The sequence below is a fragment of the Gordonia zhaorongruii genome (assembly GCF_007559005.1).
GTDB lineage: Bacteria > Actinomycetota > Actinomycetes > Mycobacteriales > Mycobacteriaceae > Gordonia > Gordonia zhaorongruii.
In genome coordinates, this window is record NZ_CP041763.1 from 723,937 (window position 1) to 737,022 (window position 13,086).

The 13,086-nt window shown below is 68.7% G+C and carries 11 protein-coding genes; 6 read left to right on the forward strand and 5 right to left on the reverse strand.

Features of this window, described 5'->3' with window-relative positions; all coding sequences use genetic code 11:
- Positions 1-22 precede the first annotated feature (22 nt).
- Positions 23-1,255, forward strand: a complete 1,233-nt coding sequence (locus FO044_RS03255) for an MFS transporter (protein ID WP_132993227.1) — start codon at positions 23-25, stop codon at positions 1,253-1,255.
- Here the strand turns inward: FO044_RS03255 and FO044_RS03260 are convergent.
- Positions 1,203-2,792 (reverse strand): dolichyl-phosphate-mannose--protein mannosyltransferase, encoded by a 1,590-nt coding sequence (locus FO044_RS03260; RefSeq protein WP_132993228.1) that lies wholly within the window; start codon positions 2,790-2,792, stop codon positions 1,203-1,205. The genes FO044_RS03255 and FO044_RS03260 overlap by 53 nt on opposite strands.
- Positions 2,793-2,877: 85 nt before the next feature.
- Between FO044_RS03260 and FO044_RS03265 the strand changes: the two genes are divergently transcribed.
- Genes FO044_RS03265 through FO044_RS03275 form a run of 3 tightly spaced genes read left to right on the forward strand, consistent with a single transcriptional unit; the run spans position 2,878 to position 5,443 of the window.
- Positions 2,878-3,489, forward strand: coding sequence for a TetR/AcrR family transcriptional regulator (locus tag FO044_RS03265; protein WP_132993229.1), 612 nt, complete (start codon positions 2,878-2,880; stop codon positions 3,487-3,489).
- Between the two features lie 31 nt (positions 3,490-3,520).
- Positions 3,521-4,378 (forward strand): 16S rRNA (cytidine(1402)-2'-O)-methyltransferase, encoded by an 858-nt coding sequence (rsmI, locus tag FO044_RS03270; RefSeq protein WP_268896107.1) that lies wholly within the window; start codon positions 3,521-3,523, stop codon positions 4,376-4,378.
- Between the two features lie 18 nt (positions 4,379-4,396).
- Positions 4,397-5,443: a tellurite resistance/C4-dicarboxylate transporter family protein gene (locus tag FO044_RS03275; protein WP_235831424.1), complete on the forward strand. Its 1,047-nt coding sequence runs from the start codon at positions 4,397-4,399 to the stop codon at positions 5,441-5,443.
- Here FO044_RS03275 and FO044_RS03280 read toward each other — a convergent pair.
- The 4 genes from FO044_RS03280 to FO044_RS03295 form a co-directional block, all read right to left on the reverse strand.
- On the reverse strand, positions 5,382-6,584 hold the full coding sequence (locus FO044_RS03280) for an aminodeoxychorismate synthase component I (RefSeq protein WP_132993230.1): 1,203 nt from the start codon (positions 6,582-6,584) through the stop codon (positions 5,382-5,384). The genes FO044_RS03275 and FO044_RS03280 overlap by 62 nt on opposite strands.
- A complete protein-coding gene (metG, locus tag FO044_RS03285; RefSeq protein WP_143965327.1) occupies positions 6,581-8,134 on the reverse strand; it encodes a methionine--tRNA ligase in 1,554 nt (517 codons plus the stop codon). The genes FO044_RS03280 and metG overlap by 4 nt, the downstream gene beginning before the upstream one ends.
- A 17-nt stretch (positions 8,135-8,151) precedes the next feature.
- Positions 8,152-10,524: a glycoside hydrolase family 65 protein gene (locus FO044_RS03290; protein ID WP_412917616.1), complete on the reverse strand. Its 2,373-nt coding sequence runs from the start codon at positions 10,522-10,524 to the stop codon at positions 8,152-8,154.
- An 87-nt stretch (positions 10,525-10,611) separates the two neighbouring features.
- Positions 10,612-11,331 carry a beta-phosphoglucomutase family hydrolase gene (locus FO044_RS03295; protein WP_132993233.1) on the reverse strand — a complete coding sequence of 240 codons (720 nt, stop codon included), beginning with the start codon at positions 11,329-11,331 and terminating at the stop codon, positions 10,612-10,614.
- A gap of 37 nt (positions 11,332-11,368) precedes the next feature.
- Between FO044_RS03295 and FO044_RS03300 the strand changes: the two genes are divergently transcribed.
- Positions 11,369-12,223, forward strand: coding sequence for a PhzF family phenazine biosynthesis protein (locus tag FO044_RS03300; protein WP_132993234.1), 855 nt, complete (start codon positions 11,369-11,371; stop codon positions 12,221-12,223).
- Positions 12,220-13,071: a TatD family hydrolase gene (locus FO044_RS03305; RefSeq protein WP_186290579.1), complete on the forward strand. Its 852-nt coding sequence runs from the start codon at positions 12,220-12,222 to the stop codon at positions 13,069-13,071. The genes FO044_RS03300 and FO044_RS03305 overlap by 4 nt, the downstream gene beginning before the upstream one ends.
- Positions 13,072-13,086 lie beyond the last annotated feature (15 nt).

Consider the following 13,086-nt stretch of genomic DNA (forward strand, 5'->3'; position numbering starts at 1 on the left):
CAGACCCCGATAGCCTCGGGGCATGAACCAGCTGCCTCGTGGGCTGTGGATCCTGCTGGCCGCGAACGTCGTCATCGCGCTCGGCTACGGGCTGATCGCGCCCGCACTGCCGATCTTCGCCAGCGATTTCGGCGTCGGCGTGACGGCGGCGACCGCCGTCGTCTCCGCGTTCGCGGTGATGCGACTGCTGTTCGCCCCGACCACCGGACGCCTCGTCACCAAGCTCGGCGAACGCCGGATCTATCTGACCGGGCTCCTGATCGTCGCCGCGAGCACGTTCGCCTGCGCCTTCGCCGACGCCTACTGGCAGCTTCTGGTGTTCCGCGCCGCCGGCGGCATCGGTTCGACGATGTTCTCGGTCTCGGCGATGGCCCTGCTCATCCGGTTGGCGCCACCGGCGATCCGCGGGCGTGCGTCCGGATACTTCTCGGCGGGCTTCCTGCTCGGCAATCTGGCTGGGCCGCTCATCGGCGCGGCGCTCGTCGACTTCGGGCTGCGGCTGCCGTTCGTGGTGTACGCGATAGCCCTGCTGATCGCCGCCGCGGTAGTCGCGTTCGCGATGCCCGCTGCGCCACCCGCCCCGACTGCGACCGACGGGTCGCCGTCGGGCCTGCCGGCCGCAGGATTCTTCGAGGCGCTCCGGTGGCGTGAGTACCGGGCCATCCTCGCATCCAACTTCGCGCAGGGGTGGGCGTCGATGGGCGTCCGGATCGCCATCGTGCCGCTGTTCGTGGAGCAGGGGCTCGGGCAGGGCGCCGGATGGGCCGGCGTCGTCCTCGCGTGTTACGCGGCGGGGAACATCATCGCGATCATGGTGTCGGGCAGGCTTTCCGACCGGTTCGGGCGCAGGCCGGTGATGATCCCGGGGCTGACGGTGGCGGCGGCGTCGACGATGGTGCTCGGTTGGGCCCCCGACATCGGGACGGTGCTCGTGCTGACGGCGGTCGCCGGCCTCGGTTCCGGTTTGTTCGCACCCACCCATCAGGCCGCGCTCGGCGATCTCCTCGCCGACCGTCAGCGTGGAGGGTCGGCCCTCGCCGCTTACGGGATGTCGTCCGATCTGGGGGCGGTGAGCGGCCCGCTGGTCGCCGGGTTCATCGCGGACCGCGTCGGTTACGAACTCGCGTTCGCGGTGACCGGTGGCGTGGTGGTCGTCGCGCTGCTGCTCTGGCTCGTCGCGAACGAGCCGCAGCCTGCGCGGGCTAGGTCCAGCTCGGCAACCACATCTGACGACCCCACTCCAGGTCCGAGATAGGCGAACCGGTGAGGATCGGCCACAGCCAGACGAAGTTCGCGATCACGAGAGTCACGTAGAAGGCGACGATCAGCACCGACACGGTGCGACGGTCCGGCCGTCTCGCACGATATCCGGCGCGGAGGATGTCGCCGCATGCGAGAGCGAGGCCCATCACCAGGAACGGTGCGAGCACGGTCGCATAGAAGAAGTACATCTGCCGGTCGAGTTCGGCGAACCAGGGGAGGATCCCGGCGCTGTACGCGACCAGCACGGCCACGTACCGCCAGTCGCGCCGGGAGGCGATGCGCCACAGCGCCCACAGGATCATCGGCCCGGCGAGCCACCACATGGCGGGCGTGCCGATCAGCATCTGTCCCCGCACGCAGTCGGCGCCGCCGCACTGGTCGGGCCCGTACTCGACGGCGTACAGCATGGGTCGCAGGCTCATCGGCCAGGTCCACGGCTTGGACTCCCATGGGTGATGATTGCCCGCCGAGTTGGTCAGGCCCGCGTGGAAGTCCAGGATTCCCGCCTCGTAGTACCAGAGGGATCGCAGCGCGGCGGGAACCCAGGAGAAGGTGCCGCCGGACCCGATCTCGGTGCCGACCACGTAGCGGTAGACCGACGACTCGGACGCGAACCAGGTGGCGAACGACGCGAGGTAGATGGCGACCGGCATCACGGCGAGGGACAGGCCTGCGGGCAGTACGTCGCGTCGCAGGACCCCCGCCCAGGGCCGCTTCACGTGGTACGCCCGGCGGGCCGCCACGTCGAAGCCCAGGCACAGGACGGTGAAGAAGATGACGTAGTAGAGCCCCGACCACTTGGTGCCGCACGCCAGCCCGAGCATCACGCCTGCTGCGAACCGGTACCACCGGAAACCGAACCTCGGACCGAACGGCGAGTCGTCGATACGGCCGTCGAGGAAGACTCGGTGCATGCGGGCGCGCATCTGGTCGCGGTCGGCGATCAGGGCGGCGAACGCCAGCACGACGAACGCCGTCTGGACGATGTCGAGCATGCCCATCCGCGACTGCACGAAGAGGACCCCGTCGCAGATCGCGAGGATGCCGGCGATCGCGCCGACCAGCGTCGAGCGGCTCAATCGGCGGACGCTGAGGTAGATCGCCAGCACGATGACGACACCGCAGACGGCGGACATGAACCGCCAGCCCATGGGCCCGTACCCGAACATCGCCTCGCCTGCCGCGAGCACCCATTTCCCGACGGGCGGGTGCACCACCAGTCCGTAGGCCGGGTTGTCCTCGATCCACTGCCCGCCCGTCAGCACCTGCCAGGCCTGCGGGACGTAGTGCTTCTCGTCGAACACCGGTGTGCCGCCGTCGGTGGGCTGGGTCAGACCCCAGAAGCGGGTGAGCGCGGCGACGAGCGTGATGATGATTCCGACGAGGGTGCCCCGCCCCCGGTCGGTGGCACCGAACACCGGCTCCGGAATGACCGGTCCTGGTCTGGTGCCGAGATCCTCGGTCTGCCGGGGAAGCTCGTCGAGCTCACGGTCGGCAGTGGCTGGGGCGGCGGACGTCACGCGCCCCATGCTAGTCATCGTGTATACAAGTGACTGGCATCACGTTAGTTGATCGCTTGATCAATCCGGTTCTGTGAAAGAGATCGAGGTACCGATGGCACGGCTGACAGTGGAGCAACGCCGCGCGTCGGTGATCACCGCGACCCTGCGCGTGGTCGCGACAGACGGCGTCGAAGCCGCCACCACCCGCCGGATCGCGAGCGAAGCCGGGATGGGGCAGTCGAGCATCTTCTACGCCTTCGAGTCCCGTGACGAGCTCCTGGCCGCCGTCGTCGAGCAGGGGGTGGCCGACGAACTCGCGGTGATGATCGACTGGGCGGACCGACTCGCCGGTCTGCCCGCGTGCGACGGGCCCGCCGACGAACTGATCCGCACCGCGCTGTCCGCCTTCACCGACAGCGTGATCGCCGATCCGGGCCGTCAGCAGGCACTGATCTCGCTCGCCCTTTACGCGCGCCGGACGGATGGGCTGGCTCATCTCGCCGAGCGGCTGTACGAGGGCTACTACGAGGCGGCAGTCCGCGTCTTCGACCAGGTTGCGCGGATCACCGGCCGCACATGGCGGGTGCCGCCGGCTGATCTCGCCCCGACCATCATCGCTCAGACCGACGGCATCACCCTCTGCTGGCTCGGCACCGGATCCCGGGCGGTCGTCGACTCGGTCATCGAGAGCGCCGTGACGTTGTTCGTCGGGTACCTGGACTGAACGGGCCCCGACCCGTCGTAACCTGGGTTCCGTGACGACCAACGACGAAGCGCACGGCGTACTGATTCTGGCGGGTACTCCGATGGGGCAGTCCGGCGACGCATCGCCACGTCTGCGTGACGCGCTCGCAACCGCCGACGTCGTGGCCGCCGAGGACACTCGCCGCACCAAGGCGCTCGCCGCGTCGCTCGGCGTCGAGATCGGCGGCCGCATCGTCAGCTACTACGACCAGGTGGAGGCGGCTCGGGCGCCGAAGCTGATGCAGGCGGTGGCCGATGGGGAACGGGTCCTCCTGGTCACCGATGCGGGCATGCCTTCGGTGAGCGATCCCGGGTACCGCGTGGTCGTGGCCTGCGCCGACGCCGGGCTGCCGATCACCTGTCTGCCCGGCCCGTCCGCGGTGACGACGGCGCTGGCGCTGTCGGCGATGCCGTCCGAGCGGTTCGCCTTCGACGGCTTCGCGCCGCGCAAGCCGGGCCAGCGCACCGAGTGGCTGACCGGTCTGCGCGACGAGCAGCGGACCGTCGTGTTCTTCGAATCACCGCACCGGCTCGCCCAGACCCTCTCCGACGCCGCGTCCGTTCTCGGCGAGGATCGGCGCGCCGCCGTCTGCCGCGAACTGACCAAGACGTACGAGGAGGTGCGTCGCGGCGGTCTCGGCGAGCTGGCGCAGTGGGCAGCAGCCGGGGTGAAGGGGGAGATCACCGTGGTGATCGCCGGAGCCGCGAAGATCGACACCACCGTCACACTCGACGAACTCGTCTCCCGCGCACGGGAACTCGCCGATTCGGGACTGCGTCTGAAGGATGCGTGCGCTCAGGTGATCGGCGGAACCAGATTCTCGCGGCGTGACGTCTACGAGGCCGTGCTCACCGCTCGGGAACACTGAACCGTGCAGACCGGATCGGTGACGACGACCGGGTCCGACGGTATGGTCCGCAACCTGGATCCCGGCTACTTCTCGATGGTCATGGCGACCGGGATCGTGTCGGTGGCCGCACACCTGCAGGGATGGACGATGCTCTCGTCCATCCTCCTGTGGATCGCGTGCGCCGGATACGCGATTCTGGTCGCGCTGAACCTGGTTCGTCTCAGCCGGCATTCCGATGCGGTGGTCGCGGACCTGGCCGGTGCGGGACGCACGTTCGGGTTCTTCACCTTCGTCGCGGCCACCGCGGTGATCGGCACCCGCCTCGTGATCGCGGACGAGATCGGTGCGGCTGCGGTGCTGCTCGGTCTCGCTGGAGCGGCGTGGCTGGTCCTCGGATACGTGCTGCCCGCGTGCGCATTCGGATCACGGGGCGGTGGGCGCGCGCTGCGTGAAGCCGACGGAAGTTGGTTCATCTGGACCGTCGCCACCCAGTCGGTCGCCGTGCTCAGCGCCACCCTTGCGCCGCATGTGGATTCGGGTCGCGCCCAACTCGCGCTGCTGGCCGTCGCATGCTGGGCGGTCGGCGCCTTCCTCTACCTGGCGACGGCGGTCCTCGTCGCCGCTCGCATCCTCCTGTATCGGCCGGACCCGCGGGAGGTGTCCGGCGCGTACTGGGTCGCGATGGGCGCGACTGCCATCACCGTCGTCGCGGGGATGAGCATCGACGGCATGCATCACGTTCCGATCCTGGAGGTGACGGGCGGTGCGATCGCCGCGTTGTCCGTGCTGTTCTGGGCCTTCGGCACCTGGCTGATTCCGCCGTTGATGTTCCTGGGCTACTGGCGGCACCGGCGGTCGAGGGTGCCGCTGCGATACGAGGTCTCGCTGTGGGCCATCGTCTTCCCCCTCGGCATGTACGGGGTCGCCAGCCGCGAGTTGGGGCTGGTCCACGATCTGCCGATCCTGGACGCGATCGGGCACGTCGAGATCTGGGTCGCCCTCGCCGCGTGGAGCGTCACCTTCATCGGGATGCTGGCGGCGTGGGGGCGGGCGCTTGCGTCGCGGCCGTCGCCGACACGATAGCGGCGGCCTTGTCGAGGCACTCCTGCCATTCGGTGTCCGGGTCGGAATCGATCGTGATGCCGCCGCCGACGCCGAGCGTGAGAACGCCGTCGCTCTCGGCCGTCACGGTGCGGATGGCGACGGACAGGTCGAGCAGGCCGTCGGGGCCTGCGACGCCGATCGCGCCGCAGTACGCGCCCCGGTCGTGATCCTCCCAGGCGGCGAGCAGTTCGAGCGCCCGGATCTTCGGTGTTCCGGTCACCGATGCGGGCGGGAACGCGGCTTCCAGAAGCGTGTCGTTGCCGACGCCGGGCAGCAGATCCGCCCCGACGGTCGACACCAGATGCCACACCCCGGGGGCGGGCATCAGGGTCAGCAGGTCACGAACGTGCACTGAGCCGGTGGCGGCCACGCGACCGAGGTCGTTGCGGACCAGGTCGACGATCATCACGTTCTCGGCGATGTCCTTCACGGAACCGGACAGGGCGCCGGGCTCGGCGTGGGCCGCGATCGTGCCCTTGATCGGCGACGAGGTGACGTGGTCGGCGCGACGGTCCAGGAACGATTCCGGGCTGAAACTGGCGATCGCACCCCGATCGCTCTCCAGCCACGCCGTCTTAGTCGGGGCCGTCGATTCCGCGATGTCGCTGAAGAAGTCGATCGGAGCGCCGGTCAGACGGCCGGTGAAGCGCGTGCAGACGCACGCCTGGTACACCTCGCCCGCCGTGATCGCGTCGAGGCAGGACCGAACTCCGGCCACGTGGGGCGCCTTGTCCGGCGCAGTCCACTGGGCGGACCATGGCCGTGCTCGCGCGGCTCGGCCTCCGGCGGCGGCGTCGAGGCATTCGGAGACCCAAGGCGGGCACGGGATTCCGGTGACCGACGTCCATGACCAGACCCCGTCCCGGAGCATCAGGACGCCGTCGGAGAAACCGCCGATCACGTCCGGGGCCGTGGCTGCGGCGTCATGCGCCGGGAAGGCGATCGAGCCGAACCAGTACTCGTCGGGGCGGTCCGGCGGACCCGCCCCCGGCCGCAGCCGGATGGACGGCGCGATCACCGCATCTGCGTCGGCCCACTCGCCGATCAATGCCGCCGGGCCGGGAACGCCCGCTCGCGTCGTGTGCGCGTGGAGTGCACGGACGACGTCGAGGGCGATCATCCCTCGTGGCGCGGGAAGATCGGACTCGGTTTGGGCAGGATTGTGCCGGGCACCATGCGGTCGCCGACCGCGGCGAAGGAACGGGCGGCGGGCTCGGCGGAGACGGCCAGGGAATCGAGCAGCTTCGCCGTCGATCCGGGCATGGCGGGCTGGGCGAGCAGTGACACGATGCGCACCACCTCGGCGCACACGTAGAGCACGGTCCCGGTGCGTTCGAGGTCGGTCTTGGCGAGCTTCCACGGCTCCTGTGCGGAGATGTAGCGGTTCGCGTCGGCCAGCACCTGCCACATCGACTCCAGGCCGAGGTGAATCGCCTGGACGTCGAACTGGGCGCGCACCCGGTTGAGCAGGGCGTCCGCGGCGTCGAGCAGAGCACGGTCCTCCGCGGTGAAGTCGCCGGGCTCGGGAAGCGCGGACTCGAAGTACTTGCCGATCATCGACAGGGTGCGCTGCGCGAGGTTGCCGTACTCGTTGGCGAGGTCGGAGTTCTTGCGGGAGACGATCGCCTCCGCCGAGTACGAACCGTCCTGGCCGTAGCTCACCTCGCGGAGGAAGAAGTAGCGCACCGGGTCCAGGCCGAACTCGTCGATGAGTGCGTGCGGGTCGACGACGTTGCCGACCGACTTGCTCATCTTCTCGCCCTTGTTGAACAGGAAGCCGTGCGCGAAGACCCGCTTCGGGACGGGCAGGCCGGCGCTCATCAGGAACGCGGGCCAGTACACGCAGTGGAACCGGATGATGTCCTTGCCGATGATGTGCAGGTCGGCCGGCCAGTACCGGTCCAGCGTCTGCGGGTCGTCGGGGAAGCCGACACCGGTCAGGTAGTTGGTCAGCGCGTCCACCCACACGTACATGACGTGGTCGGGACTGCCGGGAACCTGGACGCCCCAGTCGAACGTGGTCCGTGAGATCGACAGGTCGTTGAGTCCGCCTTCGACGAACTTGACCACCTCGTTGCGGCGCGTGTCCGGGCCGATGAACTCGGGGTGCGACCGGTACAGCTCGAGCAGCCGGTCCTGGTAATTCGACAATCGGAAGAAGTAGGTCTGCTCCTGGGTCCAGGTCAGGATGTGACCGTTGTCGGTGGCGATGCGGTTGCCCTCGTCGTCGACCGTGGTCTCGTCCTCGGTGAAGAACGCCTCGTCGCGGACGTCGTACCAGCCCGCGTACGAGTCGAGGTAGATGTCACCCGCCTCCTGCATGCGGCGCCAGATCTCCTCCGACGCACGATGGTGGTCGGCGTCGGTGGTGCGGATGAAGCGGCTCAGGTCGGTGCCGAGGACCTCGTGGAGGGCCTGGAATCGGTCCGAGTTCTGTCGGGCCAGCTCCGAGGTCTCGATGCCCTGGGACTGGGCCGTCTGCTGCATCTTCTGACCGTGCTCGTCGGTGCCCGACTGGAAGCGGACGTCGAATCCGTCGAGCGCTTTGAAGCGCGCGAGGGCGTCGGCGGAGATGAACTCGTAGGCGTGGCCGATGTGCGGGGCGCCGTTCGGATAAGCGATCGCAGTGGTGACGTAGAACGGCGCGTCGGCGGGGGAGGCGTTGACCATAGTGTTTTCCAGGATAGTCAGAGCGCGCGGCGGTACGGTTCGCAGCCCGGTGGTGCGATCGGGGCCTGACGCGATGGGGGCGCCTCGATCGGACGGATCACCGGATGGTCGCCGAGTACGAATCGCTCGCCGTGGTGCGCCAATTCGAGGGTCGGGCCGGAGACCAGGCGGTAGGTGGCCGAGTCGGCGGTCACCGCGACGAGGATCCGGGATTCGCGGACGGTCATGCGGAAACTCAGGTACGAGAGCTGGCGTGGGAGCCGGGGGGCGAACGTGATGGCCCCGCCGAAGTCGCGCATGCCGCCGAATCCGGCGACGCAGTCGGTCCATGCCCCGGCGAGGGCCGCGATGTGCAGGCCGGATGACACGTTGTTGTGCAGGTCGTGCAGGTCGGTGAACACCGATTCGCTCATCAGGTCGAAAGCCAGGTCGAGGTAGCCGACCTCGGCTGCGGCGACGGCCTCGCAGCACGCCGACAGTGAGGAGTCGCGCACCGTGATCGGGTAGTAGTAGTCGAAGTTCGCGAGCTTCTGCTCGGGAGTGAAACGGTCCCCGAACAGGTACATCGCGAACACCAGGTCGGCCTGTTTGACGACCTGCTTCCGATACAGGTCGTAGTACGGATAGTTCAGCAGGAGCGGGTACCGGCCGGTAGAGGCTTCGAAGTCCCAGGGGGCCAGCAGCGTGAACGCCTCGCACTGCTGGTGCACCCCGAGGGCGTCGTCGTACGGGATGGTCATATCGTCTGCGCACGAGGACCAGCGCGCGGTCTCGGCGCCGGTCACGCCCAGCTCGCGAGCCACGGCCGGATGCCGACTGACGGAGGTGACGGCCTCGCGCAGCGCCTGCTGCGCGGCGAGGTTGGTGAACAGGTTGTTGTTCGCCACGGCGGTGTACTCGTCCGGACCGGTGATCCCGTCGATCCGGAAGTCGCCGTTCATGTCGTGGTGTCCCAGGCCCGAGAAGAAGCGCGCGATCTCCACGAGCAACTCCACACCGCACTCGATCTCGAACGCCTCGTCGCCGGTCGCCCGGATGTAGCGGGCGGTCGCGTTGGCGATGTCGGCCGACACGTGGACGCCCGCGGTGCCTGCGGGCCAGTAACCCGAGCACTCCTCGCCGTTGATCGATCGCCACGGGAACATCGCACCCGATTCGCCGAGTTCGGTGGCCCGGGCCTTCGCCTTGTCCATCGTGCTGTGCCGCCAGCGGAGCTCTTCACCCGCAGCCGCCGGAGCGGTGTACGTCAGCATCGGCATCACGAAGGTCTCGGTGTCCCAGAACGTGTGTCCGTCGTATCCGGGGCCGGTGAGCCCCTTCGCCGGGATCGCGCGCGACTGGCCGCGAGCCCCGGCCTGCAGGATGTGGAACAGCGAGAAGCGGACTGCCTGCTGGAGCTCGGAGTCGCCCTCGATCTCGATGTCCGCGTCGCGCCAGAAGGCGTCGAGGTACTCGGCCTGCTCGGCCTTGAGCGCGTCCCAGCCTGTCTCCTTCGCCATCGCGATCGCCGCGTCCACCTGCGCGCGCAGGGCGGGTACGCTCCGTCGCGCCGACCAGCCGTAACCGAGGTACTTAGTGATGACCAGTTTGGAGCCCTGCTCCACCGTGGTCGCGACGGTCAATCGAGCCAGGTCGCCTTCGGCTCGAATCGAGGTGTCGGCGTTTCCGGACACCTCGATCTCGTGGTCCATCGCAGCCGCGGCGGTGAGCGCGGATCGGCGAGTGTGGTGCACCAGCACCGCCGAGTAGTCCTCGCAGTCCGCGAGGTCGGCGACCAGGGGCGCGTCCAGGGCGGCGGCCAGACGCGGGTCGTCCGACGCCGATTTGCCGCCCGGGCCGCCGATCGGCTCGTTGGCGAGCAGATCGGACTGGGCCACCAGGCTCATGTCCTCGCCGATCGGCTCCACCTCGTATCGGATGGCGGCGACGGTCCGCTTGGTGAACGACACCAGGCGCTCGGAGCGGATGCGGACGGTGCGACCGGTCGGAGAGGTCCACATGGTCTCGCGACGCAGCGTGCCGCTGCGGAAGTCCAGGACGCGCTCGTGCTCCACGGTGCTGCCGTACCGCAGGTCCATCGGCTCGTCCTCGACCAGCAGACGGATCACCTTGCCGTCGGTCACGTTGACCACCGTCTGGCTCGACTCCGGGAAGCCGTAGCCGCTCTCCGCGTACGGCAGGTCGCGTAATTCGTAGAAGCCGTTCAGATAGGTTCCCGGAACCTCGACCGGCTCGCCCTCCTCGAAGGTGCCGCGCAGACCGATGTGACCGTTCGAGGTTGCGAACAGCGCCTCGGTGCGCCCGATCGTGTCGATGTCGAAGCCGCGCCACCGCAGTTCCCACGGGTGCACGTCGAACCCGTGGTCCGGGTGGGTGCCGTGCGTCGGCACGTGCAGCGTGTCCGGATGGCTGGAGGTGTCACCGTGCGTCGTGTGGACGAGGTTGTTGGCGGTCGAGTCGATCACGGTCGAGGCCCCTTACTTGTCGAGGAGGTCGGCGAGGTCTGCCACGACGATAGAGGCGCCGGCCGAACGCATCGACTCGGCCTGCGCCGAATTCGACGATCCATCGCCGACGCGGTCGACGCCGACGACGTGACCGAACGTTCCGGCGGCGCCTGCCTGGACTCCGGAGATGGCGTCCTCGAAGACGGCGGCGTGCGCGGGCGGCACGCCCATCAGTTCGGCGCCGCGCAGGAACGAGTCGGGTGCGGGCTTCCCGTTGAGCTTCTCCTCGACGATCGTGTTGCCGTCCACGCGGTGCTCCACGTACTTCGACAGTCCTGCGACGTCGAGGACCTGTGCACCGTTCCTCGACGAGGTGACCACCGCGATGCGCAGCCCGGCGTCGCGAGCGGCTTCGAGATAGCGGACCGACCCCGGGTAGGCGTCGACGCCGTCCCGCTCGAGGACACCGAGGAACTCGGTGTTCTTGTCCTCGGCGATCGCGGTCACGGTGTCGTCATCGGCGACGATGTCGCGCGAGGCGAGGAACGTGCGCACGCCGTCCAGTCGAGGGCGGCCGTCCACGTAGTCGAGGTAGTCGCGCTCGCTGAAGGGCGCCGACCCGTCGCCGCGTTCGGCGAGGTAGCGGTCGAAGACGTTCTTCCACGCGGACTGGTGGACGGCAGCCGTCGTCGTCAGCACCCCGTCCAGATCGAAGAGCGCAACGGTGATTTCGTCAGGTAGTCCCAGCACTGCTCAGACGCTACCCGTACTCGTGCACCATGGTCGGATGACTCGGACACGCGCTTTCAGACAGGTCGACGTCTTCACCACGCGCCCCACGGCCGGGAATCCGGTCGCCGTGGTACTCGATGCAGATGACCTCACGGTCGAGGAGATGGCGGCGTTCGCCCGATGGACCAATCTGTCCGAGACCACGTTCGTGCAGTCGCCAGTCGATGAGCGCGCCGACTACCGGCTGCGGATCTTCACCCCCGGCGGGGAACTGCCGTTCGCCGGGCACCCGACGCTGGGGTCCGCTCACGCCTGGCTGCAGCGTGGCGGCGAGTCCGCCTCGGGGTCGATCATCCAGGAGTGCGGGATCGGGCTCGTGGAGATCAAGGTGGACGGACACCGGTTGGCGTTCGCGGCGCCGCCGCTCATCCGGTCCGGTCCGGTCGACGCCCCGGTGCTGGCGAAGGTCGCCGCCGCGCTCGGTATCAGCCGTCGCCGGATCGTGGACGCGAACTGGGTGGCCAACGGACCCGAATGGATCGGCGTTCGGCTGACTTCCGGCGAGGAAGTACTGGCGTTGCGCCCCGATATGGCGGGTCTCGGGGACCTGCTGGTCGGGGTGATCGCGCCGTGGAGCGCCGCCCAGGCGCAACATCGCGGTGCCGACTACGAGGTCCGCGCGTTCGGGCCCGGCATCGGAGTGCCCGAGGATCCGGTCACCGGAAGCCTCAACGCCGGGCTGGCGGTCTGGCTGTGCGGCGCCGGGCAGGCGCCGGCGTCGTATGTGGCCGCGCAGGGCACTGCGTTGCGGCGCGCCGGCCGGGTGCACGTCGACACGGACGTCGAGAGCGGCACCATCTGGGTGGGCGGTGCGAGCGTCACCGTCGTATCGGGCACAGTGGACCTGTGAGTTCCAGCAAGAAGGACAAGCGTCGCCAGCCGCCACCCGACCCGGCACCGCTGCCGGGCCTCTTCGACGCGCACACGCACCTCGCCGCGTGCGGCGGTCGGTCGCCGGAATCGGTGAAGGCGATTCTCGACCATGCCGAGTCGGTGGGCGTCTCGCACGTGGTGACCGTCGCCGACGACATGGTCGACGCACGGTGGGCCGTGCAGGCAGCTTCGTGGGACAAACGGGCGTTCGCCGCGGTCGGGCTGCATCCGACTCATGCCGCGGACCTCGACGACGCCGCGCGGGCGGAGATCGAGGCGATGGTGGCCGATCCGCGCGTCGTCGCGGTAGGGGAGACCGGCCTGGACTACTACTGGACGACGCGGTCCGACGACTGCGCGGACCCCGCCGTTCAGCGCGATGCGTTCGCCTGGCATATTGACCTCGCGAAGCGCACGGGCAAACCGTTGATGATCCACAACCGGGAAGCCGATCGCGACCTGCTGGACGTGCTCGCGGCCGAGGGATCGCCGGAAACGGTCATCATGCACTGCTTCTCCGGCGATCGGCACGTCGCGGCGCAATGCGTGGATCGCAACTACTACTTGAGCTTTTCCGGCACTGTGACGTTCGCCAACTCCGACGAATTACGTGTCGCAGCTCACACCACCCCTCTGGACCGGATGCTGGTGGAGACCGATGCGCCGTTCCTGACCCCGCATCCATACCGTGGCCAGCCGAATCAGTCGTATTGCCTGCCGTACACGGCGCGCGGTCTGGCGGCGGTGAAGGGGCTCGAGGACGAGGAGATGGCAGCGATTCTGGGCGGAAACGCCCGTTCTGCCTACGAGGTTACGTTGCGGTAACCACACCCGGTTCGT

Excerpts from the sequence above, each read along its gene's own strand:
- FO044_RS03255 (WP_132993227.1), top strand. The coding sequence starts at position 23 with ATGAACCAGCTGCCTCGTGGGCTGTGGATCCTGCTGGCCGCGAACGTC.
- FO044_RS03260 (WP_132993228.1), bottom strand. The coding sequence starts at position 2,792 with ATGGGGCGCGTGACGTCCGCCGCCCCAGCCACTGCCGACCGTGAGCTC.
- FO044_RS03265 (WP_132993229.1), top strand. The coding sequence starts at position 2,878 with ATGGCACGGCTGACAGTGGAGCAACGCCGCGCGTCGGTGATCACCGCG.
- FO044_RS03280 (WP_132993230.1), bottom strand. The coding sequence starts at position 6,584 with ATGATCGCCCTCGACGTCGTCCGTGCACTCCACGCGCACACGACGCGA.
- metG (WP_143965327.1), bottom strand. The coding sequence starts at position 8,134 with ATGGTCAACGCCTCCCCCGCCGACGCGCCGTTCTACGTCACCACTGCG.
- FO044_RS03300 (WP_132993234.1), top strand. The coding sequence starts at position 11,369 with ATGACTCGGACACGCGCTTTCAGACAGGTCGACGTCTTCACCACGCGC.